Genomic DNA, 26467 nt, shown 5'->3' on the forward strand with positions numbered 1-26467 from the left:
GTCAGATTTTCAGGCGGGTGTTTTCAGGATCGACAAAGACCATCCCGGTGATTTTCGCGGCAATGGTGCGGTCCAGCATCGGAATATAGACGGTTTCGCCCATCCGCTCATGCCCGCCTTCCACCAGCGCCAGCGCAATCGGCTGGCCGGCCGCATCCGAATGATAGGAGGAGGTCACATGTCCCACCATTTTCATCGGGATCGGCTGTTTCGCATCGAAGACGATCTGTGCGCCCTCTTCCAGCTTCGAACGGTCTTCGGTGAGAAGACCGACGAGGTGGCGACGGCCCTTGGCGACGAGATCGGGGCGGGCAAGGCCGCGCTTGCCGACAAAATCGGGTTTGTTCTTGCCCACGGCCCAGCCCATCGCAGCATCATAGGGCGTGACCGTGCCGTCCGTGTCCTGACCGACGATGATGTAGCCTTTTTCGGCACGCAGCACATGCATGGTTTCGGTGCCATAGGGCGTGATGCCATATTGCTGGCCGGCTTCCCACAGGATTTCCCAGTGCTTGCGGCCGAGCGGCGCGGGCACATTGACCTCAAAGCCGATCTCACCGGTGAAGCTGACGCGGAACAGCCGCGCCGGCATGCCGGCGACCGTGCATTCCACGCAGGACATATGCGGGAAGGCCTCTTCCGTCAGCTCGACGCCTTCGACAAGTGGCGCGAGCAGCTTTGCCGCATTCGGACCGTTGAGCGCAATGGTCGACCATTGTTCGGTGGTCGAGGTCAGCCACACATTGAGATCGGGCCATTCGGTCTGGAGGTAATCCTCCATCATGTTCAGCACACGAGCCGCGCCGCCTGTCGTGGTGGTGACGTGGAAACGATCCTCGGTCATGCGGCCGATGACGCCGTCATCACGGATGAAGCCGTCATCGCCAAGCAGCAGGCCATAACGGCAGCGGCCGGCTGCCAGCTTTGTCCAGGGATTGGTATACATGCGGTTCATGAACTCAACCGCATCCGGACCGACCACTTCGATCTTGCCGAGCGTCGAGGCGTCAAAAATGCCGACACTCTGGCGCACCGCGCGGCATTCGCGGCCAACCGCCGCATCCATGTCTTCGCCCGGCTTCGGGAAATACCAGGCACGACGCCATTGCCCGACCGGCTCATAAACCGCGCCATGAGCCTCGGCCCACGCGTCGATCTGGGTCTTGCGCGTCACTTCGAAATGCGCGCCACGGTGATAACCGGCAAAAGCGCCGAAGGTCGTCGGCGTATAAGGCGGGCGGAAGGTGGTCAGCCCCACCTGCGGCTGGCGCTTGCCGAGCGCTTCCGCCGCGATGTTCAGGCCGTTGATGTTGGACATCTTGCCCTGATCGGTGGCCATGCCGTTGGTCGTATAACGCTTGACGTGCTCAATGGAGCGCATGCCCTCGCGCACGGCGAGCCTCAAATCCTTGGCGGTGACATCATTCTGGTAGTCGACGAAAGCCTTGGCCTTGCCGGCGTCGCGGTCGCTCGGCAGCTCCGTATGCGAGACACCAGTGCCGATGCGATCATGATCCACCGTATGGCTGGAAGCATTGGCAGCCTTGCCGAGTGCGGCGACGACTTCACGACCCCGCTCCGCGCCGTCCTTCAGCGCGGCCTCAATGCCCCAGAGCCCGCGCCCGGCGCCTGCAATCACACAGTCCTCGTTGGTCATGGCAGGCAGGAAGGTGGTCCGCTCATCGTCCCAGGCAAGCTTGCCCTGCGTGTGGGAGAAGAGATGCAGCGACGGCGTCCAGCCGCCCGACATCAGCACCGCGTCGCAGGCGATCTCCCGTCCCGCAGCGACTGTCGAACCATTCACCTGATTGACGCGGACAGACTTGACGCGCAGCCGCCCCGACGTCGCCGTGACCGTATGCGACAGCTTGACCGGAATGCCGAGCGCACGCGCCTCGTTCACCAGCTCCTCGCGCACCCTGGCACGGGTATCGACGATGGCCTGAACGCGCGCGCCGGCACCGTGAAGATCGAAAGCGGCATACCAGGCACTGTCATGGCTCGTCACCACCACCGGCCGGTTGCCGACCTTGACGCCGTAACGGTTGAGATAGGTCTGGGCCGCTCCTGCGAGCATCACGCCCGGCCGGTCATTGCCGTGGAAGACCAGCGGCTTTTCCAGCGCGCCCTGCGCCAGCACCACCTGACGTGCCCGAACCCGCCACAGGCGTTCGCGCGGCGTATCCTTCGGTACGGTTTCAAGATGGTCGGTCAGCTTTTCGCAAAGGCCGATCATGTTCTGGTGGTAATAGGCAATCGCCGTCGTGCGGGTCATTACCTTGACGCCCTGATCCTTCAGGGCCTTCAATTCATCCACCAGCCAGGTCCAGGCGGGCTTGCCATCAATCTTCGCCTGCGGTTCCGACAGCAGCGTGCCGCCGGCTTCTGCATTTTCATCGACCAGCACGACCTTCAGACCATCGACCGCCGCCGCACGCGCGGCTGCGAGACCCGCAGGACCGGCGCCGACGATCAGCACATCGCAATGCAGGTTACGCGAAGCATAGGTGTCCGGGTCTTCCTCCTTGGGAGAAACGCCGAGACCCGCGGCCGCGCGGATGAAGGGCTCATAGACCTTGTTCCAGAAGCTCTTCGGCCACATGAAGGTCTTGTAGTAGAAGCCGGCCGAAAACAGCATATAGGCCATGTCGTTGACAGCGCCGATATCGAATTTCAGGCTCGGATATTTGTTCTGCGAGGTGGTTTCCAGCCCGTTCCAGATTTCCTGCACCGTGGCGCGGGTATTCGGCTCGAACCGGCCGGCGCCACGGCGGGTGCCGATCAGCGCATTCGGCTCCTCGGAACCCGCCGCCACCGGGCCGCGCGGGCGGTGGTACTTGAACGAGCGGCCCATCAGATGCACGCCATTGGCAAGAAGCGCGGAAGCAACGGTGTCACCCTTGACGCCGCGATAGGTCTTGCCGTCGAAGGTGAAGCTCACGGAACGGGCAGCATCCACCCGGCCACGGCCGGAAACGCGATAGGAGTTCATTTCGACACCTCGGAGCTTGCTGGTGCGTGTGTCAGGGAAGACAGTTCAGGGCGCGGCTCACCCGCGCGATAGGTCGTGAGAAAACGGTCGCTCACCGTGTCGCGCACGGCGTTGAAGAAGCGGCCGCAACCATGCATGTGCCGCCAGCGCTCGAAATGCGGACCTTTAACGTTTTCGCGGATGAACAGGAATTCCTCCCATTGTTCGTCGGTCTGCGACGAAGGGTCGGCGGCGCGCACGATATGGGCCTGCCCGGCATAGGTGAATTCGGCTTCGGGCAGCGTTTCGTTGCAATAGGGGCAGCGGATCAAAAGCATGGGGTCAGCTCCTCAATGCGCCACGGCTGCGGCGGCGGCCTCGTCGATCAGGCGGCCGGAGCGGAAGCGTTCCAGCGTGAACGGCGCGTTGATCGGGTGCGGTTCGTTTTTGGCGATGGTCCAGGCGAAGGTGTGGGCAGCGCCCGGCGTGGCCTTGAAGCCACCCGTGCCCCAGCCGCAATTGACGTAGAGCCCGTCGACCGGTGTCTTCCCGAGAATGGCCGAGCGATCCGGCGTGACATCAACGATACCGCCCCATTTACGCAGCATGCGCATGCGGTTGAAGATCGGGAAGATTTCGACGATGGCCGCAATCGTATGTTCGATGAGCGGCAGGCCGCCGCGCTGCGAATAGGAAGTGTACTGGTCCGTGCCCGAACCGATGACCAGTTCGCCCTTGTCGGACTGGCTGATATAGGCGTGGACCGCATTGGACATGACCACGCAGGGGAAGATCGGCTTGATCGGCTCCGACACCAGCGCCTGCAACGGATAACTTTCGAGCGGCAGGCGGACGCCGGCCGTATCCATGACGACCGATGTGTGGCCAGCGGCCGAGACCGCGACCTTCTTCGCCTTGATGAAGCCGCGCGCCGTTTCCACGCCGGCAACGGAGCCATCGGCGTTACGGCGAATGGCGGTGACCGGGCAGTTCTGGATGATATCGACGCCACGGGCAGCGGCACCACGTGCATAACCCCAGGCAACCGCATCGTGGCGTGCCGTACCCGCACGCTCCTGCAATGCGCCGCCCATGACAGGGTAACGGGCATTCGGCGAAAGGTTCAGGGGCGGGCAATATTCCTTGCATTCTTCCGGGGTGAGCCAGCGATTGTCGACGCCGTTCAAGCGGTTGGAATGGATATGGCGCTTGAAGCTCTGAACGTCGTGCACATTATGGGCCAGCATCAGCACGCCGCGCCGGGAATACATGACGTTGTAGTTCAGTTCCTGGCTCAGGTTCTCCCACAGATCGACCGCGTGATCGTAAAGATGGGCGCTCTCGTCATAGAGATAGTTGGAACGGATGATCGTCGTGTTGCGGCCGGTGTTGCCGCCGCCGAGCCAGCCCTTGTCGATGACGGCGACATTGGTGATGCCGTGCTGGCTGGCCAGATAATAGGCGGCACCCAGACCATGGCCGCCGGCGCCGACGATGACCACGTCATATTCGGCTTTCGGCTGGCTGTCGGGCCATTGCTCGTCCCAGTTCTTGTGGCCGGTCAGGGCATTCCGCAAAAGATTGAAGGCATTAAAACGCGTCATAGCGGGACCCGATGGTTGGAAAATCTCGTGTCATAAAAGCTAGGAGCATTTGTTACACCCCGGCTGGACAATCGCGTCTGTTTGCATGAATATTTGCGCCATGACCTCACATCGAACCAGAAAACGCCTCAGCGTCGCCTTCCTGCTGGCCGATCGCTTCACGCTGTCGGCCTTCGCGAATTTCGTCGATGTGCTGCGTCTTGCCGCCGACGAGGCCGACCGCTCCCGGCCGATCCTGTGCGAATGGTCGGTGCTCTCGGCAACGCTCGGCAGCGTGCAGTCCAGCTGCGGCGTGAAGGTGCAGCCGGATACGCGGCTGATGGATGCCGGGCACTACGACTATATCGTCGTTGTCGGCGGCTTGATCAGCGACCACAGCGCCCTGCCGCCGGAGGCACTGCGCTTCCTGAAGGATCGCGCGGCGGCGGGAGTTCCGATTGTCGGGCTCTGCACCGGCGTCTTCATCCTGCACGAAGCGGGCCTGCTCGACGGCTATCGCTGTTGCGTGAGCTGGTTCCACCGTCAGGATTTTCTCGACCGGTTCGACACGGTGCAAATGGTCTCCGACCAGATCTTCGTCATCGACCGCGACCGGTTGACCTGTTCCGGCGGCCACGGCGCCGCGCATCTGGCCGCCTTTCTCGTCGAGCGCCATGTCGGCCAGTCCGCCGCCATCAAAAGTCTCAACATCATGATGATCGACAGCGCGCTGAGCGGCGAAAAGCCCCAGCCGGGCCAGCAGAGCGCTCGCAAGGCCAATGATCCCCTGGTCAAGAAGGCGATCCTGCGGATGCAGCAGAATATCGAGGTGCCGAGAACGGTGCTGGAACTGGCCCACGACCTCGGCCTTGGCCGCCGCAGCCTCGAACGGCGCTTCCTCAACGACCTGAAGGCGACACCGTCCAAGGTCTATCTCGAGCTCCGGCTGGACCGCGCCCTGTCACTTCTGCGCACGACGCATGACCCGATCACCCAGATCGCGCTTGCCACCGGCTTTTGCGACGCCCCGCACCTCTCCCGCACCCTGCGGACCGAGCGCGGCTTTACCCCCAGCGAATATCGCAAGACGCAGGCCGGACACACGACAACCGACGAGGAATTCGCCGTCGGCGTACTGCTTCCGCAATCCTGAACATCCCCCGATCATCGGTACTGCTCAGCTTCCGCACCCTGCCCGTTGCTGAAACGAGGCGGATTTCGCCAGCCGCACGCGAATAGCCAGAATCCATAAAGATAAGCGTTTTCAAACCATTGCTCATTCGCGAACGTATGAAATCATCACATTGAATTATTTCCTTATAAGCAATGTATAACGAAATTATACAATTTCATTGACTCGCCCTGCGACCCGTGTCAGTTTTTCACCGTCGACAGAAATGGAATGAGCTCACACCGGTTGGGCAGGAGGTTTGGATGAAAAACGGCAAGAACGGCTTGTACGAAGATATCAAGCATCAGATTCTGACGATGGAACTCGACCCCGACCAGGATCTGGACGAAGTGAGCCTCGGCCTGCGCTATGGTCTTTCGCGCACGCCTGTCCGGGAAATTTTCCGCCGGCTCGAGGGCGAAGGTTATATCGATATCCGCGCCAATCGCGGCGCCCGCGTCATTCCGATGAATCACCAGACGCTGCGGCACTTCTTTCTGGTCGCGCCGATGATCTATGCCGCGATCGGCCGCCTCGCCGTGCAGAATTTCCGGCCGAAACAGCTTGGCGAATTGCGGGACACACAGGAGCGGTTCCGCACGGCAAGCCTGACGGGCGATGCGCCGGCCATGGTGGTGGAAAACAACCATTTCCACGCACTGATCGGCGACATGTCCGGAAATGTCTACCTGCAGGCGAGCCTCGGCCGGCTGCTGATCGATCACGCCCGCATCGGCCACACCTTCTACCGGCCACGCAATGACGACATGCGCGAGCGCCTGAAGCTCGCCGTCGAGCACCATGACGGCTTCATCGCCGCGATTGAAAAGCATGACGAGGACGCCGTCGTCGATCTGGTCTTCGAACATTGGGAATTGTCGCGCGAGAACATGGAAATGTTCATCGCACCGCAGGGAATGAAGGCGGATGCCCTCGTCGAGGTGCCCGTCGCAGCGATGGAGAAATCGTCTTGAAGTTCGAAGGCATATACACTCCGGCAATCACGCCGCTCGGGCCCGATGGGCAGATCGACCGTGACGGTTTCGCAGCCGTTCTGGAACAGCTGATCGAAGCCCGCGTCCACGGCATTATCGTCGGCGGTTCCACGGGCGAATATTACGCGCAGACAGCGCAGGAGCGCTTCGATCTCGCCGCTTACGCAAAGCAGGTCATTGGCACGCGCCTGCCGCTGATCGTCGGCACGGGCGCCACGCGCACCGAGGATTCCATCGACTATGCCAAGGCCGCGAAGGAGATCGGGGCGGACGCCATTCTCGTCTCCTCGCCGCCCTATGCGCTGCCGACGGAGCGCGAAAATGCGGTCCATGCCCTTGCCGTCGACCGCGCCGCCAACCTGCCGATCATGCTCTACAATTATCCCGCGCGCATGGGCGTGGTGATGGGGGAGGACTATTTCTCCCGCGTCGGCAAATCCAAGAACGTCGTCGCCATCAAGGAAAGCTCCGGCGACATGGGCAATCTGCATCTGCTCGCCCGCAAGTTTCCGCACATTGCGCTTTCCTGCGGCTGGGACGATCAGGCGCTGGAATTCTTCGCCTGGGGCGCAAGAAGCTGGGTCTGCGCGGGTTCGAATTTCCTGCCGCGCGAACATGTGGCGCTCTACGAAGCCTGTGTTCTCGAAAAGAATTTCGACAAGGGCCGCGCGATCATGACCGCGATGCTGCCGCTGATGGATTTCCTCGAATGCGGAAAATTCGTGCAGTCCATCAAGCACGGCTGCGAGATTATCGGCCTGAAGGCCGGTCCCGTCCGCGCTCCGCTGCGTCCGCTCAATTCCGAGGAAAAACGCACCCTCCAGACTGTCGTCGCCACCTTGAAGCGCACGGTCGCCCAGATCACGTCGGGAGCCAATCATGCATGAACCTTTGACCGCCGCCGAATACCGCGCGATCGCCGCCAATCTGCAACTGCCCGCCAATGCCTTCATCGACGGCGCTTTCGTGCCGGCGAAATCGGGCAAGACATTCACCTCGACCAACCCCGCCACCGGCGAGACGCTCGCCGAAATCGCCGCCTGTGACGCAAGCGACGTGGATTTCGCCGTCGCCAAGGCGCGGGAGGCTTTTGACGACGGCCGCTGGCGCAATCTTGCGCCGGCCGACCGCAAGGCGATCCTGCTCGACTTCGCAAAACTTCTGGAAACCAACCGGCACGAACTAGCCGTCATGGAAAGCCTCGACAGCGGCAAGCCGGTCCGCGAATGCCAGACAGTCGATATTCCCGATACGATTCATACCATTCGCTGGCACGCCGAACTGATCGACAAGCTTTACGACAATGCGGCCCCGGTCAGCGGCAATGCGCTTGCCATGATCGTGCGTGAACCCGTCGGCGTCGTCGGCTGCGTGCTGCCCTGGAACTTCCCGCTGCTGATGCTCGCCTGGAAGATCGGCCCGGCACTTGCCTCCGGCTGCTCGGTCATCGTCAAGCCGGCGGCGGAAACGACGCTCACGACCTTGCGCGTTGCCGAACTCGCCCATGAGGCCGGCATTCCGGCCGGCGTCTTCAACGTCGTCACCGGCGGCGGCAAGGAGGTCGGCGAGCCGATCGGCCTGCATATGGATGTCGACATGGTGGCCTTCACCGGCTCGACGCCGACCGGACGGCGGTTCCTGCGTTACGCCGCCGACTCCAACCTCAAGCGCATCGTGCTTGAATGCGGCGGCAAGAACCCGGCGGTGGTGCTGGATGACGCCGAAGACCTCGATCTCGTTGCCGAGCAGGTTGTCAACGGCGCCTTCTGGAACATGGGCGAGAATTGCTCGGCCTCCTCGCGGCTGATCGTCGATGCGAAGATCAAGAACGAACTGCTTCAGCGGATCGGCGCCTATATGCGCGAATGGAAGATGGGCGACCCGCTCGACCCGGAAAACCGCGTCGGCGCGCTGGTCAGCAAGGCCCATTTTGACAAGGTCCATTCCTTCCTCGAGGATGTGAAGACCGAAAAGCTTGCCATCGTTCACGGCGGCAAGACCGAGAAGGGCATCTTCATCGAGCCCACGGTGGTCGACAAGGTGACGCCGGCGAGCCGTCTCTTCCAGGAGGAAATCTTCGGGCCCATCCTGTCGGTGACGAGTTTCAACACGCTGGCCGAGGCAGTCAGTCTCGCGAATGACACCAATTACGGCCTCGCCGCCTCCGTCTATACCGCAAGCCTGCGCAAGGCGATCCGGCTGTCGCGCGAAATCCGCGCCGGCATCGTGACGGTCAACTGCTTCGGCGAGGGTGACGCCACCACGCCCTTCGGCGGTTACAAGGAATCCGGTTTCGGCGGGCGCGACAAGTCGATTTTCGCGCATGACAATTATTGCGAACTCAAGACGATCTGGATCGACATATCGGATCGTTCGGTGGACGAGACGGTCAGATGACGACCCGGTCCGTCAAACGTTTGCCGGTCGAAAACGGCATCTCGGGCTGGGAGGCGATCAGCAAACGTTCCTTCCCGGTCCGCAGCCTGGAAGGCAACGTAACGGCGGACTGGCTGGTCATCGGCGCGGGTTTTGCGGGTCTTTCCGCTGCCCGCCGCCTCACGCAGCTTCGTCCCGGCGACAGGATCGTCGTGCTCGATGCGAGCGAGGTGGGCAAAGGAACCTCGGGCCGCAATTCCGGCTTCATGATCGACGTCCCGCATAACCTCGCCTCCGGTGAATATTCGAGCGGCGCGGCCGATGCCACCAAACTCGAGATGGAACAGAACCGGTCGGCGATAAAATTCGCCACCGAAGCAGCGGCGGAATACGGAATGTCGCGCCAGACATTCGATCCGGCCGGAAAGATCAATGCCGCCGCCACCGCCCGGGGGCTGAAACTCAACCAGAGTTTCGGCCTGTCGCTGAAAAACACCGGCGAAAAACACCGTTTCCTCGACGCCGCCGAAATGCGCGCACTGACCGGATCGGACTACTATCTCGGCGGGCTTTATACGCCGGGAGCCGTGCTGATCCAGCCGGCGGACTATATTCGCGAACTGGCCTCAGGCCTGTCGCCGAAGGTGGACCTGTTCGAAAATTCGCCGGTCACGGCGCTCGGACACGAAAACCACATCTGGACGGCGACGACACCAAAGGGCAGCGTCAGCGCTCCAAAGGTCATTCTCGGCGTAAACGGCCATATCGACGATTTCGGCCATTTCGGCGGACGGCTGATGCATATTTTCGCCTATGCCTCGATAACCGCGCCCTTTGCGGCGGATGATTTCGGCCACCGTGTCTCGGGCGAGGACAGATGGGCGCTGCTGCCTGCCGACGCGATGGGCGCGACCGTGCGCAAGATTACCTCGGGCGGCCAGTCACGCATCGCGATCCGCACGAAATACACCTACGAGACGACGGTCGGCATCAGCGAGCGGTGGCTTGCGAAGATGGCGCAGGCGCATCGGCGCTCGCTCGACGCCCGCTTTCCCGGCCTTACCAATATCGGTTTCGAACATAGTTGGGCCGGCAGGCTTTGTCTCAGCCGCAACCACGTGCCTGCCTTCGGCGAAATTGAGGAAGGGCTGTTTTCCGCCTGCTGCGAGAACGGGCTCGGCACCGTGAAAAGCACGCTTGCCGGCATGATGGCGGCGGAACTGGCGACCGGCAACGCCTCCCGGCACCTTGAGGAATACATGGATCATCCCGCGCCCACCCGGCTGCCACCGGAACCGTTTGCGTGGCTCGGCATCAATTCGGTGATCCGATTGCAGGAATTGCGTGCAGGCCGCGAGGGATGAACCCTCCCGCGCAATAGGAGGACCGGGCCGGTGTCGGGTCTTCGATAAGAATGGGAACAAAAACTAGGAGAAATAGTATGAAGACTTTATGGAAAGCGCTTTGCGCGGTCGCGATGGTCGGCATGACGGCGTTCTCCGCTCATGCGGAAGAAAAGACCATTACCATGGGTACGATGTCCTGGGAGGATCTCACACCCATCACCGGCATTACCAAGAAAGTGCTTGAGGATTCCGGTTATACCGTCAAGGTCGTACCGTTCTCGGAATGGGGCATCGCCTATGCCGCGCTGACCAAGGGCGATATTCAACTGCTCGCCTCGCAGATCGATTATGTCGCACAGGATTACTGGGACAAGAACAAGCGGCGTCTCGAGAAAATTTCGCCCGTGTCGCACGGCCTCTTCCAGGGCGTCGCCGTGCCGAAATATGTCACCGTTGATTCCCTCGACCAATTGAATGACAACGCCGAGAAGTTCGGCGGCAAGATCGTGGGTATCGAACCCGGTTCCGGCCTGATGCGCGACACCAGCAACGCCGTGAAGGATTACGGCCTGAAGCTGCAGCTCGTCGAAGGCAGCACGGCGGCAATGACCGCGGCGCTCAAGTCGGCAATCGACCGCAAGGAATGGATCGCCGTCACGATCTGGGAACCCTCCTGGATGATGCAGCGCTACGACGTCAAGTTCCTCAAGGATCCGAAGGCCGTATTCCCGCCGCCGCAGGGCTATTACTGGATCGGCCAGAAGGGCTTTTCCGAGAAATATCCGCATGCGCGTGAAGTGGTCGCCAGCGTTTATGTGCCGCTTGCCGATATCACCGCCATCAATGCTGCGGTCAATGATGGCAAGACGATGGATCAGGCGGTCAAGGACTGGACCGACAGCCACGCCGACCTTCTGAAGCGCTGGGAAAACATCAAGAGCGAATGACCCTGAACGTGCGGGCCGCAAAGCCGGCCCGCACGCGGATTTCCAAAAGTTGAAGGCCGGCCCCGAGCAGGCCCGTGGGGAACGCGATGAATGCTGTGATGAACGAACCCAACGAAGTGTTGGTTGATTGCCAGAACGTCTGGAAAATTTTTGGCGCACGGGCCCAGGCCGCCGTCAAGGCCGTCTCCGAGCGCGGATTGTCAAAGAAGCAGATACTGGAGGATTTCGACTGTGTCGTCGGCGTCTCCGACGCCAGCCTTCAGGTTCGCCGCGGCGAAATCTTCTGCATCATGGGGCTTTCCGGCAGCGGCAAATCGACCCTGATCCGGCTCCTCAACCGCCTCATCGAACCGAGTGTCGGCAAGATCACGGTGAAGGGCAAGGATATCGCCAGGCTGAACGCCGCCGAATTGCGCGAATTGCGCGCCCGCAACATCGCCATGGTTTTTCAAAGCGTGGCGCTGCTGCCCTACCGGACGGTGCTCGAAAATGCCGGTTTCAGCCTTGAGGTACGCGGTGTCGCGAAAGACGAACGCAATCGCGTGGCGCGCGAAGCCCTTGAAAAAGTAGGGCTGGCCGACTGGACCTCCCGTTATCCCTCGGAATTGTCCGGTGGCATGCAGCAGCGCGTCGGCCTTGCCCGTGCGCTCGCGGCCGATCCCGAGATCATTCTTATGGACGAGCCGTTCAGCGCACTCGATCCCCTCATCCGCCGTCAATTGCAGGACGAGTTCCGGCAGCTGACGAAATCGCTCGGCAAATCCGCCGTCTTCATCACCCATGACCTCGAAGAAGCCATCCGTATCGGCGACCGCATCGCCATCATGAAGGACGGCGTCATCGTGCAGGTCGGCACCGCCGAGGATATCGTCACCAAACCTGCTGACGATTATGTCGCTGATTTCGTGGCGGGCATCTCCCGGATTCACCTGGTGAAGGCCCATTCGGTCATGCAGCCGGTCGCCGAATTCGCAGCCTCGCAGCCCCAGTGTGATATCGGCACGCTGCTCCGCGCCTCGCCGGAGACCGATATCGGCGGGCTGATCGATCTGACGATGCGGTCCGACCACGACGCCGTCGCCGTCTTCGAGAAAGACACCGTCATCGGCATCGTCACCGCCCGCGACCTTTTACGCGGCGTGGCCGGCGCGCCCGACGAACAATTCGCGGCGGCATAGGTGGAGGCTCAAAATGGACACCTCGATCATCACGGACCGTTTCGATAGCTTCACGGAGGATGCACTCGGCTGGATCGGCGATAACGGTCAGGGGCTGTTCGATTTCGTCAGCAGGCTGCTTGAAGGCAGCTATGACGGAATCCTCGGGCTGCTCCAGCTTGCCCCGCCCGTCGTCATCGCCCTCATCGCGGCCCTGCTCGGCTGGCGGTTGATCAACCTCGCGGCCGGTATTCTTGCCGGCGTCGCGCTGATGTTCTGCGCCGCCATGGGGCTGTGGACCGAAACCATGAGCACGCTTGCCTTGGTGGCCACGGCGACGATCCTCGCTTTGCTGGTCGGCATTCCGCTCGGCATCCTTGCCGGCTTCGCCAAATCGCTCGACCGGGTACTAGAACCCGTGCTCGACCTGATCCAGACCATGCCGCCCTATATCTATCTCCTGCCCGCAATCGCGCTTCTGGGCTATGGGCCGGCGACGGCACTCATCGCTACCTTCATCGTCGCCATGCCGCCCGCCATCCGGCTGACCTCGCTCGGCATCCGCATGACGCCGCGGGAATTCATCGAACTCGGCCACGCGAGCGGTCTCACCTCCTGGCAGATGTTCACGAAAATCCGCCTGCCCTTCGCCATTCCGAGCATCATGGCCGGCATCAACCAGAGCCTGATGATGGCTTTCGGCATGGTCGTCATCGCCGGCATCGTCGGTTCCGGCGGGCTTGGCGAAACGATCTACGGGGCGGTGCGCACGCTGGATATCGCGACCTCCATCAATGCTGCAATCGCCATCGTCATTCTGACCATGGTGCTGGACAGGCTCACGCAAAGCGCGGCCAGCCGCGTCAAGGCAGGTGCAAGATGAACTTCGATCTCCTCCGATTTTCTCCGGGCACCTATCTCGCCCCCGCCGTGGACTGGCTGAACACCAATTTCCACCCGTTTTTCGCAGCCGTGACCAACCTCATCGAGAGCGTTCTCGGCGCGATCGAAGCCGTGCTGCTTTATCCGCCCGCCTTTGCCCTGATTGCGGTCGCGACCTTGCTCGCCTTCTTCGCCATCAACCTCAAGGCCGCGATCGTAACGGTGCTTGCGCTCTCCTTCTGCTTCTTCGCCGGCTTGTGGACGGAATCGATGCAGACGCTCTCTCTGGTGACCGTGGCCGTCGCCATTTCGGTGTCGGTCGCCTTCCCGCTCGGCATTCTGGCGTCGCGCTACAAGAGGTTCGAAACCTTCATTCGCCCGGTGCTCGACATCATGCAGACCGTACCGCCATGGGTCTATCTGATCCCGGCCGTGATGATCTTCAGCCTCGGCCGTGTCCCGGCGATCATCGCTACGATCGTCTATGGCGTTCCGCCGATGCTGCGCCTCACGACGCTTGCCTTCAACCAGGTGCCGAAGGATCTTCTGGAACTTGGACAGGCAACAGGCGCCTCGCCCCGATCCATCCTGTTCAAGATCGAAATCCCATCCGCCACGCCCACGCTTCTGGTCGGCCTCAACCAGTGCATTCTGCTGTCCCTGGCCATGGTCGTGCTGGCCGGGCTTGTCGGGGCCGGCGGGCTCGGCGCCGAAGTCACGCGCGGCTTGACGCGCATGGAAATGGGTCCGGGCCTGAGAGCCGGACTTGCCATCGTCGCCATCGCCATTTTCCTCGACCGACTGTCCAGAAGCGCGCTACAGGGCCGCAGGGTATCGGCCGGAGGAAACGGCGCGCACTGAGGAAAAGAGAGCCATGCGCCACAGCTTCTTCTGCATCGATTCCCACACCTGCGGGAATCCCGTTCGTCTCGTCGCCGGCGGGGGGCCGCTGCTGCCGCATCTTCCGATCGCCGAGCGCCGCGACATATTCGTTCGCGACCACGACTGGGTACGGCAGGCGCTGATGTTCGAGCCGCGCGGCCACGATGTGATGTCGGGTGCGATCATCTATCCGGCCTATCGGCAGGACTGCGATTTCGCGGTGATCTTCATCGAGGTCAGCGGATGCCTGCCCATGTGCGGCGCCGGCACAATCGGGCTTGTGACGGCGGCAATCGAGGAGGGCCTAGTGATTCCTAAGGTGCCGGGAAGGCTGTCAATTGAGACGCCCGCTGGAAAGGTCGATATTCAATACGAAAAGCCCGCAGACTTCGTCGAATCCGTCCGCATGTTCAACGTGGCCAGCTATCTTCATGCCGCCGATGTGGAGGTGGAAATTCCCGGTCTCGGCAGGCTCACGGTCGATGTCGCCTATGGCGGCAATTATTATGCGGTGGTCGAGCCGCAAGCCGCCTGGCCCGGTCTCGATGGCATGTCGGCCAGCGATATCGTCGATCTCAGCCGCAAGCTGCGCGACGCGCTTTCGCAAATCTGCAATCCGGTGCATCCCGAGGACGAGAGAATAAGTGGCGTGCACCATGCCATCTGGTGCGACAAACCGGTTTCAGCCGAGGCGGACGGGCGCGGCGCGGTGTTTTACGGCGAAAAGGCCATCGACCGCTCGCCCGGCGGCACCGGCACCTCGGCCCGCATGGCGCAACTCCATGGCAAGGGCCGCCTGCAAGCCGGGGAAAGATTTCGTCAGGAAAGCCTGATCGGCACGATCTTCGAAGGCAGGATCGAGGAAGAGACGGCAGTCGGCAGCTTCAGAGCCATAATGCCGAGCGTCTCCGGCTGGGCGCGGATCATTGGACACAACACCATATTCGTGGATGATCGCGACCCGCTGGCGCATGGATTTCAGATCGGTTGAGGAGTGTTTCGATCATGGTGGATATCGGTCGCATCGGCATCGTCGGAGGCGCTGGATGGCTGGGAACGGCGATGGCAAAAGCACTCGTCCGCTCCGGCACCCTATCCGCCGAGCGGCTGATCTGCTCCTACCGGCGCAGCAAACCGGCGGAGCCTCTGGCTTGCCGCTGGACACAGGACAATTGCGAGCTGGCGGAGAATTCCGACATCGTCATCCTTTCGGTTCGGCCGCAGGATTGGAGCGCGGTCGAGATCGACCTCACCGACAAGCTGGTGGTCTCGGTAATGGCCGGCGTGACGGTCGACAATATCAGGGAAAGAACCGGCTCCGCGCGTGTCGCGCGCGCTTTGCCGAACGCGGCGGCGGAAGTCGGTTTTGCCTATACGCCCTTCTTCGTTGCGTCGTCCGAAACCAGTGACGCAGAGACTGTCGGCACGCTGTTTCGCAGTTGCGGCGAGGTGGATCTCGTCAACCGCGAGACGGATATCGACTATTTCACCGCCATGTCCGGATCTGGAGCCGCATTCCCGGCATTGCTGGCGGAGGCGATGATGAACGATGCGATCGCGCGTGGCATACCGCCGGCGGTGGCTCGCCGCGCCGCACAGCAGGTCATCATCGGCGCGGGACGGCTCCAGGAACGGGACGGCGTTTCTCCCGACGAAACCGTGACGTCATTTGTCGACTACAAGGGAACAACGGCCGCCGGCATTCTCGCAATGCGCCGCGCGGGCTTCGCCAACGTGGTCGAGGCGGGATTGGATGCGGCTTTCAGAAAAGCGAAGGCGCTTTCAGTGCAATGATCGGGCGGCGTGCTTCCCCTGCGAATGCACGCCACTCTTTTGCGCCTATATTTCAAGCTTCACGGAGCCGATCGGCCTCGAACAGCAGGCGAGAATATAATCGTCGGCAATATCCTCGTCGGTAATGCCGCCATTATGCACCATATGCACCTGCCCTTCGAGCTTGCGGATCTTGCAGGTGCCGCACAGGCCCATGGTGCAGCCCGAAGGGATCATCAGACCTGCCGCCCGCGCGGCGGCGAGGATCGTGTCGGTCTCGGCGCAACGGGTGGAAATGTCCGACAGGCTGAATTCGATCTCCGCCGTTTTATCCTCATCTGGAACGACATCGGCCGGAACCGCTTCGGCCTGCTGCGGGGCCGCCTGAAAGCTTTCCTGATGGTAGCGGCCCATATCGTAACCGAGGCTGGCCAGAGCCTCGCGCACCGCCCGCATGAAGGGTTCAGGCCCGCAGCAGAACACCTCGCGTTCCAGATAGTCCTGCGCCATCAGGCCCAACATGATCTGGTTGAAGAAACCGCGATAACCCGTCCAGGGCCTGAAAGGATCGGTCTGTTCGACGACCCATTTCAGATCGATGCCGTTGACGCGCGAGGCCATATGCTCGAGCCGTTCCCGGAAGATGATCTCGGAAGGACGCCGGGCACAATTGACGAAAACAATATCCGATTCGCGGCCGGAATCGTAAAGATGGGTGGTCATCGACATCATCGGCGTAATGCCCGATCCGGCCGAGATGAACAGATATTTCTCCGCCGGATGCTGCATGATCGAGAACCGGCCCGCCGGCCCCGTGGCGCGCAGCCGAACGCCCGGGCGCAGATTGTTGAACATCCACCGTGTGCCGATGGAATCCGCCTGCGCCTTGACGGTGACGGTAAGGCAGGTCGGCCGCGACGGCGAGGACGAGATCGTATAGGTGCGGTAGACGTTTCCACCCGGCACCGGCAGTTCCAGCGTGAGGAACTGGCCGGGATCGAAGCTGAAAAGAGCGCCGGAAGGAGACTGGAAACCGAACGTCATGACGTTCGTCGCTTCCGGCAGACAGGAGACGCATTCCAGCTCTTCCGTGTCCGACCAGAAGGCGAGTCTGGGCCTTGTGATGGTGTTCATCGCCTCACTCCGCCGCTATCTGGGCCGCCATCTCAGATGTCGTCAGCGAGCGTTCCAGCCAGCCGGCATACCAGTCGATGAACTGGATGACGCCGCTTTCCTGCGCCGGCGAATAGGGGCCGGGGCGGTAGGCGGGGGAGAAAATTCCCTCCTGATTGGTTTCGACGATCTCGCGGTCTTCGTCATTCGTGGCGATCCAGACTTCCGTCAGCCGTTTCAGATCGTAATCGACGCCTTCGACCGCGTCCTTGTGAACGAGCCAGGTGGTGGTGACCTCGGTTTCCGTGGGGCTGATGGGCGCCACGCGGAAGGTCAGCGAATGGTCGGGCAGGAAATGGTTCCAGGTCGAGGGATAGTGGAAGACCAGCAGCGAGCCGGCGTCCGGCACGGCGACCCGGCCGAGTTTCTTATCCACGCCGGCCTTGCCATCCATGGTGTAGCTCAGCGCACCTTCCTGGAGCGGCATCCGCGCCAGACGATATTGGCCGTCGCCGGCCAGGAGGAATTGTGCCGGAGCGCCGGCGGCTTCGCAGCGGTCGAAATGGGCCTGAAGCCGCGCCGAGATGGAACCGTCCGCCGAAACGCCCGCCACTTCCGGATCGAGCGGGAAGGAGCGGCAGAGCGCCGGATGGTTGCTGCTGCAATGGTAACATTCGCGGTTGTTTTCCCAGACGAGCTTCCAGTTGCCTTTCTCGACGATGGTCGAGGTGTAAGCGACCTTGGCGTTGGAAAGATCATGGACCGCCAGATAGGGGCGCGCCAACTCGGCGAAGGGCTCGAAGGCCGGCGGCGTGTCGGACAGACAGATGTAGATCAGCCCGTCGAGGTTACGCAGGCTAACCGGCTTCAAGCCGTGGGACGATGCGTCGAAGTCCGGGCCCATGTCGTTTGCCCAGAGAAGTTTGCCGTCCAGCTCATAGGTCCATTGATGGTAGGGACAGACCAGTTTCGCCACCTGCCCCTCACGCGCCTTGCAGACGATGGAGCCGCGATGACGACAGGAATTGTGAAAGGCACGGATTTCGCCATCGCGGGCTTTCACGATGATGATGTTGTAGGCGCCGACGCGCATCGTGACGTAACTGCCGGTTTTCACCAGCTGGCAGGCGGGAATGGCAAACAGCCACTCCTTGTAGAAGAGATGTTCGAGATCGAGATCGTAGATCGACTGCGACGTATAGAAGGGCTGTTCCAGAGCATGGCCTGGCTTGCGGCGTGCCAGCAGTTCCTGTGCGGAAATATGTGCGTTCATGGCGGTAGGTTCCCGGTTTATCCTTGTTCTGACCGCAAAAATCCCCCTCACCGCTGTTTTTGACAATAGCAATTATTTTCATGCTGATTTAGTTTAAGTAAACTCATAATGTGGAGACCCCTTCATGCCGAGGCCTTACGACTTATCCTCGATAACCGCCCTCGTGTGCTTCGAGGCGGCGGCGCGGCATCTGAGCTTCAAGCAGGCCGCAGGCGAGATGAACGTGACGCCGGCGGCGATCAGCCATCAGATAAAGGCGCTCGAAAGCGATCTGGGCTGCCCGCTGTTCATCCGCCGCAGCAAGGGCGTGGAGCTGACCGAAAAAGGCGCTTTCCTGTTTGTTGCGCTTCAGCGCGGTTTTGAGGCGATCTCGGATGTTATCGGCGAGATAAGGGATCGTCCCGAGGCGGTCGATGTGACCATTCGGGCGACCACGGCGGTCAGTTCGCTCTGGCTCACGCCGAAAATATCCGCTTTCTGGAAATTTCATCCCGCAGTCACCATCGCCCAAATCGTCAGCGATGTTCCGGCGCAGGCGAACCGCTGCGATCTCAGCATTCACTATGGCAATCCGGAAGACGATCATTGCGAATATCGCAAGCTTTTTCAGGACAGGATCGTCGCACTCGGAACCCCGCGCTTCATGGCGGAACACGGCATTTCCTCGATAAAAGACTTGCTCAGGGCTCCCCTGATCCATTCGAGCAGCGAGGAAACCAACTGGACAAGCTGGTCCGACTGGTTCCAGTCATTGGGTCTCCCCGCTCCGAAAGGCCGGGGCTTCCATGTCAACAATTACACGATTGCGCTTCAGAGCGCGCAGGACGACATTGGCGCGGTGCTGGGGTGGGATGGATTGGTCGGCAACCTGATGCAGGACGGCTCGCTGATCCCGCTTGTGCCCGAAAGCATCGCCTCACCCGTGGCGTTTCATCTGAAAATTCACCCACGCGCCTCGGCACAGGCCCGGCTGTTCGCGGACTGGCTGGTCAAGAGCGCATAAACTCAGGGGCTTACGAGCCGGCGCCCAGGAAGGTCAGTCGGCTAAGGACCGTGTAACTGGATTCCGAGGCCATCAGGGCGGTGAAGATGAGCACGAGGACCGGGGGAAGCAGGATCACATAGATCAGGACCAGCCGTTCCCAGGCCAGATGCATGAAGATCGCAATGATGAGCCCCGCCTTCAGCAGCATGAACAGGATGATCAGCGACCACCTTGGATAGCTCTGGATGCCGAGATAATCGACCATGTAGGAGAAGGCGCTGAGGACGAAAAGCAGGCCCCAGACCACCATGTAAAGCCTTATCGGATGCTGCTGTCCCGAATGTGTCTGTTCCTGTGCCATGATGCCATCCTCACTCACCACAGATAGAAGAATGCAAAGATGAAGACCCACACCAGATCGACGAAGTGCCAATAAAGGCCCATGATCTCGACGATCTCGTAATGCCCCTTGCGGCTGGTGAAAAACCCCCGCCTTTCCTCATCGAAATCGCCCCGCCACACCTTGCGCGCGATGATGAGGAGAAACAGCACGCCAATCGAGACATGGGTGCCGTGAAAGCCCGTGATCATGAAGAAGGACGAGCCGAATTGCGCAGCCCCCCAGGGGTTTTCCCAGGGACGCACGCCTTCCTTGATCAGTTTCGTCCATTCGAAGGCCTGCATTCCGACGAATGTCGCGCCGAGCGCCGCCGTCAACACCATCAGTGCGGCGGTCTTGCGGCGATCGCGGCGGTATCCGAAGTTGACGGCCATGGCCATCGTGCCGCTGCTGCTGATGAGGACGAAGGTCATGATGGCGATCAGGATCAGCGGAATTTCCACGCCGCCGATCGTCAGGGCGAAAACCTCGCTCGGATTGGGCCAGGCGATGGTGGTCGACATGCGCGCCGACATATAGGCCAGGAGAAAACAACCGAAGATGAAGATGTCACTGAGGATGAATATCCACATCATCGCCTTGCCCCAGGAGACGTTCTTGAACGCCCGCTGGTCCGATGACAGATCGGCGGCGATGCCGCGCAGTCCCGTCGGCCGCAGATGCGGATCACTTGCTGGTCTTTCCACGGACACGGTCATGATCGACACTCCTTAGAGGACTTCCAGTAAAAGTGCGGCGGCCTATTCAGGTTCATCTCCCGCAGCTCTAGCTGACCAATTGACGGCAGAGATCGACGAAACTGTTCGCCCAGCCGGCGAAGAGCGCAAAAAGGATCAGCCAGACGACCAGCATGAAATGCCAGTATATGGCGCACATCTCCACGCTCAGGCGTATCCGCGCCGACAGGGGCTCGATCCGGGCACGGATTGCGGTGCGTCCGAGCACGAAAAGCCCGCCCACTATGTGCAGGCCGTGCAGCCCGGTAATCATGTAGAAGAAGCTGTTCGATGGATTGTTCGCCAGCACGTAACCCGCAGAGGTGAGTTGCCACCACGCCATGAACTGCCCGCCGACAAAGAGAAGGCCTGTCACAAAGGCGGTCGCAAGAGCCGCGTTCAGCCTGTCGCGATGAGTGGCACCGACTTCGGTTTTCGCCCATTGCAGCGCCAGACTGCTGGCGGCAAGGGCCGCGGTATTTGCCCATAACAGCCCCGGGACGGGGATGCCCCACCAGTCTGCGCCGCCCATGCGGCCGAGATAGGCGCTGATGAGCAGCGTGAACAGCGCACCGACGACACCCAGAAAAATACCGAGCCCGAGTTTCGCGATCATCGCCGGAGATCTCTGCATCTGCGGCGTACCACCTGCCGGCCCGACTTCCAGCCAGGGTTTGGAGGTCAGCCGCTGGCCCGCCATCCACCAGCCGATGATGCCCGCTATTCCCGCCATGAAAATGAGAATGGCGATCATGACAAGGCCCTCTCGGACGGCCCGGCTGCCGGCGGCTGGTTTTGCGGCAAAAAGTCCTCAGCCGCGCCCGGCACGCTGTAATCATAGGGCCAACGATAGACCACCGGCAGCTCCTTGCCCCAGTTGCCATGAACCGGCGGAGTTTGCGGCGTTTGCCATTCCAGCGTCGTTGCCCGCCATGGATTGCCGCCCGCCTTTTTGCCCCAGCGCAGGCTCCAGTCGAGATTGAACAGGAATAGCAATTGCGCCGCCCCCACAACGAGCGCAGCCACGGTGATGAACATGTTCAGCGTGTGTGCCGAAGCTGGAATGAATGCGCTTTCGCCCAGTTCGTAATAACGGCGCGGCACGCCAATCAACCCGAGATAATGCATCGGGAAGAAGATGGCATAGGCGCCGAGAAAGGTGACCCAGAAATGGACATGCCCCATCGCCTCGTTCAGCATCCGGCCCGTGACTTTCGGATACCAATGATGGATCGCACCGAAGATCACCATGATCGGCGCAACCCCCATGACCATGTGGAAATGGGCGACGACGAACATGGTGTCCGAAAGCGGCACGTCGACGACGACATTGCCGAGGAAGAGGCCGGTCAAACCGCCATTGAGGAATGTGACGATGAAGGCGAGCGCAAACAGCATCGGCAGGGTCAGGTGGATATCGCCGCGCCAGAGCGTCAGCACCCAGTTATAGACCTTGATCGCCGTGGGTACGGCAATGATCAGCGTCGTGGTCGCGAAAAAGAAGCCGAAATTCGGATTCATGCCGCTGACATACATGTGATGCGCCCAGACGACGAAGCTCAGCGCCGCGATGATGACGATCGCCCAGACCATCATCCGGTAACCGAAGATATTCTTGCGCGCATGGGTGCTGATCAGATCCGAAACGATGCCGAAGGCCGGAAGGGCGACGATATAGACTTCCGGATGGCCGAAGAACCAGAACAGGTGCTGGAACAGGATGGGACTGCCGCCCTCCTGTTTCAATTGCTCACCCATCTCGACGATGGCCGGCATGAAGAAGCTGGTGCCGAGCAGCCGGTCGAACAACATCATGACAGCCGCAACGAGGAGCGCCGGGAAGGCGAGCAGCGCCATGGCGGTCGCCGTGAAGATGCCCCATATCGTCAGGGGCATGCGCATCAGCGTCATGCCGCGTGTGCGGCCCTGCAGCACCGTGACGACATAATTCAGCCCGCCAAGGGTGAAACCGATGATGAACAGGATCAGCGACAACAGCATCAGGATGATGCCCCAGTCACGCCCTCCCGGCGTTCCCGATAGAAGCGCCTGCGGCGGATAAAGCGTCCAGCCGGCGCCCGTCGGCCCGCCGGGCGCAAAAAAACCAGCAACCAGCACGAGGACCGCGGAGAGATAAAGCCAGTAGCTCAGCATGTTCGCATAGGGAAACACCATGTCGCGTGCGCCGAGCATCAGGGGGATCAGGTAATTGCCGAAACCGCCGAGGAACAGCGCGGTGAGCAGGTAGATCACCATGATCATGCCGTGCATGGTGATGAACTGATAATAATGTTCGACATCGATGAAGGCGAAATAACCGGGAAAACCGAGTTGCAGCCGCATCAGCCACGACAGCACCAGGGCCAACATGCCGATTGCAACGGCCGTCAGGAAATATTGAATGGCGATGACCTTGGCATCCTGGCTGAAGACATATTTCGTCCACCAGCTTTTCGGATGATAAAGCTCGACATCCTCGACTTCAGCTGGCGGGATGATCTGCCCGGCGCCGGTTTCAATCTCGACCATATTCCGTCCTCCCTGTTCCCTCCGATGCGGTCTTTCCTTCAACGGCGCATGGCGCTCACCTGGCCGCCGATTTTTCCGCCGATGCGAGCGATTTTCCGAAAGTCGGTTGCTGTTGCAGCCAGGCCTGATAGTCAGCCTCGGTATCGACGATGACGGTGCCGCGCATCTGCGGATGGCCGACCCCGCACAATTCCGCGCAGAGAACCTCGAAGGTTCCCGTCCGCGTAGGGGTGAACCAGTAATAGGTGACCGAACCGGGAATCATGTCCATCTTGGCCCGGAACTCCGGCACGTAGAAATCATGCACCACGTCGATGGCGCGCAGCAGCATTTTCACCGGCCTGCCGGCGGGCAGATGCAACTCGCCGCCGTCAACGATGACATCATCCATTCCGGCGGGATCGTTCCTGTTCAAACCGAGCGGATTGTCCGGCGTGATGGCGCGCGTATCCGCCCGCCCGAGCCGCCCGTCCGCTCCGGGAAGCCTGAAACTCCATTGCCATTGCTTTCCGACGACCTCCACCTCGCCGGCGCCGTCCGGCACGGTTACGAACTGGTGCCACACGAAGAGGCCGGGCAGAAGCATCACAGCCACCCCAACCCCGGTGCCTCCGGCAAGCCATGCTTCCAGACGCTTGTTTTCGGGCTCGTATGCCGCCTGATTTCCGGCGCGATGCCTGAAGCGCAGCACACAATAGGCAACGAACAGCACGATGGCCGAGAAGACAAATCCGGTGATCCAGAAGGTGATGATGATCGTATTGTCGATATAGCTCCAGTTGGAGGCAATCGGCGTCCACCACCAAGGGCTCAGCAGGTGGAATGCGACCGACCCCACCACCAGCAGAACGAGAACCACAACGACAGCCATCGTCTCCTCCCCGAACACGGCCGCGACTATTTCTACAATCCTATCGCGAAACGTATTAGCATTATCTCATGAACAGGTCGGGCGAGCAATTGCGGCAACCGCAGCCATTCGTCCGTCAATCGGCCCTCACCCATCAAGCCCCCCCGATGCGAGACGGGCCGCTCTCACCGGTCATTTCGTTACCTGGAATATTGCTTCAGATAGGCGATCAGATTGGTGATATCGGTGTCGTCCTTCAGCCCGACAAAGGCCATTTTCGTGCCCTTCACCTTCATCCTTGGGTCGTGCAAATAATCGCGGAGCGATGTCTCGTTCCACACCAGACCGGCTTTGCCCGCATCCCGCATCGCCTGCGAATAGGCGAAATCCGGATGTGTGGCGGCGGCTCTGCCGAACAGGCGGTTCAGCGAGGGTCCAACCTTGTTCTGGTCCGTTTCTGCGGCATGGCAAATGGCGCATTTCTTGAAAACGGTGGCCCCGGCAGCAGTGTCGCCCTCCTGCGCATGCGCGTTAAACGGGAGGGTAATGGCGAAAAGCAGACAGATCGGAAGAAAGCGATACGACATGGCATCCTCACGCGTTCCATCGCCCTCCCCGCCGCAAGGCGGGAAGGATGATCGACGCTGGATTTCCGTTATGAATTCAGGGCATGCGATTTGGATAAACGGGGACGATCAATTTCCGATAGAGGTGCCAGGTCGCGTGTCCGAGGATGGGCATGACGACCGCAAGGCCGACGAAGACGGGGATCGTGCCGACGACGAGCAGCGCCGCGACGATCAATCCCCAAAGTGCAACCGGAACCGGATTGGCAAGCGTGGCGCGAATGCTCGCATCCACCGCCGCGACTGCACCGACATCCCGATCCAGCAGCAGCGGGAAGGCCACCACCGTTGTCGCCAGCACAACGACCGCGAATACGAAACCGGCCAGGTTCCCCCAGATTATCAGGGAGAGGCCCTGCGGAGTCGTCAGCACATCCGACAGAAAGGTCGAGAGCGCGACCGGACCGACCGCATCGAAGGTCGTGGTGTAGATGCGCTGCGCAATAATCAGCCAGACGACAAAAAGCGTAAACAGCATAACGGCGACTGCGACGATCGACGGCAGGGCCGGAGATTGACGCACCTCCAGCGCATGGCGCCATGAACTGTCCAACCCCTGCTCGCGCCGTCGGCTGATTTCATAAAGACCGATGGCCGCGATCGGACCGATCAGCGCAAAACCTGACATCAAGGGATAAATCAGCGGCAGCAGATTGGCGCCGGAGCTCCACATGACCAGGAAAACACCGGCGATCGGATACATGAGACAGAGAAAGACATAGTGGGACGGCTTCTCCTTGAAGTCGTCGAGTCCCAGCCTCAATGCATCCACAATATCTGCGATACCAATCTTGCGGACTTCCGGGCGAGTAAATTCACCGCTCGCACCGGCCATGACATGGAATGCCGTCATAGCACTTCTCCTCCTGCGCCATGATCCGGCTGGCGGTATAGGAACGCCCGGAGACTTTTATCTGCGCGTCAAACCGCAGCCGGCCGATTTGTAATTTATCAAATCCGGCCGCCTTTGTCGCCTATTCTTTAAACCTGGGAAATTTGATACTCGCTATCGGTGTGGCCAGCGCGTTTTGGCGCCGATACTTCGAAGACAATCCTGCCGTTGCGCTTCCCGAACTGGCAAGCCGGCACATGACGGCGGAAAGCGCCTCGGTGGAAGCGAACTAGTCGACCGGAGAGCCGTTTCGAACACCCGCCGACGACGACGGCAGGGATTGAAGCCGCGCCAAAACATGCCTTAGATCACTGGCGCTGCCACAGATACAAATCTCGGGTATGCCCGCATCGGTAGCAACGGCCAGAACATGCTCCGCATCGAGTTGCCGCCATTCGCCCGACAAACCTTCTGCGGGCAGGGCCGCAACAAAGGTCTGCGAACCGGCCATATCGATAACGATTTCCGGGAGTGGTATGGCAAGCCCTGCCCCATTCGCCTTCGCGGCGGCCTCCTTTGCGGTCCACAGTTTCAGGAAACCGACGTTTTTGCCCTCGCCTGGCGCCAGGAACACCGAGGCGATCTCCCGCCAGAAGTCGTCCTCTCTTTCGGATTCGACGTCGACACCGATACGACCCGACCATGAGAGCGCGACGGCGACCCAATCACCGCCATGCGATAAATTAAAATCCAACCGGCCGCCATTGACGAGAACGGGCTTGCCGCCCGCCGCCCGCGAAAAATGCAGATCTTCGGTATTCTTTCCAACAGCCGCACCGATCAGCAGCCGCTTGACGACATGTGCCGCCTGATAGCGGGAACTATCCTCCTTTTTGTGGAAGCGTTCCGCCTGGGCCTGCTCGGCCTCGTTGAGGAGCATGGTCGCATCATAAGCTGCGAGAACTTCGCAGACAGGGATTGCGACGACGACATCTGATCCAACCTGGCCGTTATCAACCATTTTTAGTTCGCTCATCTCAACAAAATCTCTTGTCCGAAA

At 60.8% G+C, this 26467-nt stretch carries 25 protein-coding genes; 12 read left to right on the forward strand and 13 right to left on the reverse strand.

Translation table 11 applies throughout. The features are described 5' to 3' along the window. Position 1: 1 nt before the first annotated feature. From QD336_RS16665 to QD336_RS16675, 3 genes are read right to left on the reverse strand one after another with little or no spacing between them, the layout of a single operon-like run. The gene (locus QD336_RS16665) at positions 2–2992 is read right to left on the reverse strand and encodes a sarcosine oxidase subunit alpha (RefSeq protein ID WP_499171405.1); all 2991 of its coding nucleotides are present in this window, start codon (positions 2990–2992) and stop codon (positions 2–4) included. Continuing rightward, positions 2989–3309, reverse strand: a complete 321-nt coding sequence (locus tag QD336_RS16670; RefSeq protein WP_269345066.1) for a sarcosine oxidase subunit delta — start codon at positions 3307–3309, stop codon at positions 2989–2991. The genes QD336_RS16665 and QD336_RS16670 overlap by 4 nt, the downstream gene beginning before the upstream one ends. A 12-nt stretch (positions 3310–3321) precedes the next feature. Then, entirely contained in the window at positions 3322–4575 is a 1254-nt protein-coding gene (locus tag QD336_RS16675; protein ID WP_269345065.1) for a sarcosine oxidase subunit beta family protein, read from the reverse strand. An 85-nt stretch (positions 4576–4660) separates the two neighbouring features. On the opposite strand from QD336_RS16675, the gene QD336_RS16680 reads away from it, so the two are divergent. The 11 genes from QD336_RS16680 (at position 4661) to QD336_RS16730 (ending at position 16104) form a co-directional block, all read left to right on the forward strand. Then, positions 4661–5707, forward strand: a complete 1047-nt coding sequence (locus QD336_RS16680; RefSeq protein WP_269345064.1) for a GlxA family transcriptional regulator — start codon at positions 4661–4663, stop codon at positions 5705–5707. A gap of 281 nt (positions 5708–5988) precedes the next feature. After that, positions 5989–6699 (forward strand): GntR family transcriptional regulator, encoded by a 711-nt coding sequence (locus QD336_RS16685; protein WP_269345063.1) that lies wholly within the window; start codon positions 5989–5991, stop codon positions 6697–6699. After that, on the forward strand, positions 6696–7607 hold the full coding sequence (locus tag QD336_RS16690) for a dihydrodipicolinate synthase family protein (RefSeq protein WP_269345061.1): 912 nt from the start codon (positions 6696–6698) through the stop codon (positions 7605–7607). Before QD336_RS16685 ends, QD336_RS16690 begins: the two co-directional genes overlap by 4 nt. Next, on the forward strand, positions 7600–9117 hold the full coding sequence (locus QD336_RS16695) for an aldehyde dehydrogenase (RefSeq protein WP_269345059.1): 1518 nt from the start codon (positions 7600–7602) through the stop codon (positions 9115–9117). Before QD336_RS16690 ends, QD336_RS16695 begins: the two co-directional genes overlap by 8 nt. After that, a complete protein-coding gene (locus QD336_RS16700) occupies positions 9114–10460 on the forward strand; it encodes an NAD(P)/FAD-dependent oxidoreductase (RefSeq protein WP_269345057.1) in 1347 nt (448 codons plus the stop codon). The genes QD336_RS16695 and QD336_RS16700 overlap by 4 nt, the downstream gene beginning before the upstream one ends. A gap of 77 nt (positions 10461–10537) precedes the next feature. Continuing rightward, complete coding sequence (locus tag QD336_RS16705) at positions 10538–11389, forward strand: glycine betaine ABC transporter substrate-binding protein (protein ID WP_269345055.1); 852 nt, start codon at positions 10538–10540, stop codon at positions 11387–11389. 98 nt (positions 11390–11487) lie between these two features. After that, positions 11488–12567 (forward strand): quaternary amine ABC transporter ATP-binding protein, encoded by a 1080-nt coding sequence (locus QD336_RS16710; protein ID WP_499171406.1) that lies wholly within the window; start codon positions 11488–11490, stop codon positions 12565–12567. 13 nt (positions 12568–12580) lie between these two features. After that, positions 12581–13429: an ABC transporter permease gene (locus tag QD336_RS16715; RefSeq protein WP_269345051.1), complete on the forward strand. Its 849-nt coding sequence runs from the start codon at positions 12581–12583 to the stop codon at positions 13427–13429. Continuing rightward, complete coding sequence (locus QD336_RS16720) at positions 13426–14289, forward strand: ABC transporter permease (RefSeq protein WP_269345049.1); 864 nt, start codon at positions 13426–13428, stop codon at positions 14287–14289. Before QD336_RS16715 ends, QD336_RS16720 begins: the two co-directional genes overlap by 4 nt. A 13-nt stretch (positions 14290–14302) precedes the next feature. Then, positions 14303–15301, forward strand: a complete 999-nt coding sequence (locus QD336_RS16725) for a 4-hydroxyproline epimerase (protein ID WP_269345047.1) — start codon at positions 14303–14305, stop codon at positions 15299–15301. A gap of 14 nt (positions 15302–15315) precedes the next feature. Beyond that, positions 15316–16104: a pyrroline-5-carboxylate reductase family protein gene (locus QD336_RS16730; protein WP_269345045.1), complete on the forward strand. Its 789-nt coding sequence runs from the start codon at positions 15316–15318 to the stop codon at positions 16102–16104. A 45-nt stretch (positions 16105–16149) separates the two neighbouring features. Here the strand turns inward: QD336_RS16730 and QD336_RS16735 are convergent, their stop codons facing one another. Beyond that, entirely contained in the window at positions 16150–17217 is a 1068-nt protein-coding gene (locus tag QD336_RS16735) for an FAD-binding oxidoreductase (protein ID WP_269345044.1), read from the reverse strand. Between the two features lie 4 nt (positions 17218–17221). Then, positions 17222–18469, reverse strand: coding sequence for an aromatic ring-hydroxylating oxygenase subunit alpha (locus QD336_RS16740; protein WP_269345042.1), 1248 nt, complete (start codon positions 18467–18469; stop codon positions 17222–17224). 124 nt (positions 18470–18593) lie between these two features. Between QD336_RS16740 and QD336_RS16745 the strand changes: the two genes are divergently transcribed. Further along, positions 18594–19472 (forward strand): LysR substrate-binding domain-containing protein, encoded by an 879-nt coding sequence (locus QD336_RS16745; RefSeq protein WP_269345040.1) that lies wholly within the window; start codon positions 18594–18596, stop codon positions 19470–19472. Positions 19473–19482: 10 nt separating this feature from the next. Here QD336_RS16745 and QD336_RS16750 read toward each other — a convergent pair whose 3' ends face one another. The 8 genes from QD336_RS16750 to QD336_RS16785 all read right to left on the reverse strand — a co-directional run bounded on the left by QD336_RS16750 (position 19483) and on the right by QD336_RS16785 (position 26443). Further along, complete coding sequence (locus QD336_RS16750) at positions 19483–19815, reverse strand: cytochrome C oxidase subunit IV family protein (RefSeq protein WP_269345039.1); 333 nt, start codon at positions 19813–19815, stop codon at positions 19483–19485. A gap of 14 nt (positions 19816–19829) precedes the next feature. Further along, complete coding sequence (locus QD336_RS16755; RefSeq protein ID WP_269345036.1) at positions 19830–20552, reverse strand: heme-copper oxidase subunit III family protein; 723 nt, start codon at positions 20550–20552, stop codon at positions 19830–19832. A 67-nt stretch (positions 20553–20619) separates the two neighbouring features. Next, positions 20620–21324, reverse strand: coding sequence for a cytochrome c oxidase subunit 3 (locus tag QD336_RS16760; protein WP_269345034.1), 705 nt, complete (start codon positions 21322–21324; stop codon positions 20620–20622). Then, positions 21321–23099, reverse strand: coding sequence for a cbb3-type cytochrome c oxidase subunit I (locus QD336_RS16765; RefSeq protein WP_499171407.1), 1779 nt, complete (start codon positions 23097–23099; stop codon positions 21321–21323). Before QD336_RS16765 ends, QD336_RS16760 begins: the two co-directional genes overlap by 4 nt. 55 nt (positions 23100–23154) lie before the next feature. Beyond that, the gene (locus QD336_RS16770; RefSeq protein WP_269345031.1) at positions 23155–23970 is read right to left on the reverse strand and encodes a cytochrome c oxidase subunit II; all 816 of its coding nucleotides are present in this window, start codon (positions 23968–23970) and stop codon (positions 23155–23157) included. A 179-nt stretch (positions 23971–24149) separates the two neighbouring features. After that, positions 24150–24536 (reverse strand): c-type cytochrome, encoded by a 387-nt coding sequence (locus QD336_RS16775; protein ID WP_269345029.1) that lies wholly within the window; start codon positions 24534–24536, stop codon positions 24150–24152. Between the two features lie 76 nt (positions 24537–24612). Further along, positions 24613–25428, reverse strand: coding sequence for a DUF2189 domain-containing protein (locus tag QD336_RS16780; RefSeq protein WP_269345027.1), 816 nt, complete (start codon positions 25426–25428; stop codon positions 24613–24615). 268 nt (positions 25429–25696) lie between these two features. Continuing rightward, positions 25697–26443: a 4'-phosphopantetheinyl transferase family protein gene (locus QD336_RS16785; RefSeq protein ID WP_269345026.1), complete on the reverse strand. Its 747-nt coding sequence runs from the start codon at positions 26441–26443 to the stop codon at positions 25697–25699. Positions 26444–26467: the final 24 nt, after the last annotated feature.

The sequence above is a fragment of the Rhizobium sp. BR 250 genome (assembly GCF_047445855.1).
In the GTDB taxonomy this organism is placed as follows: domain Bacteria; phylum Pseudomonadota; class Alphaproteobacteria; order Rhizobiales; family Rhizobiaceae; genus Agrobacterium; species Agrobacterium tumefaciens_I.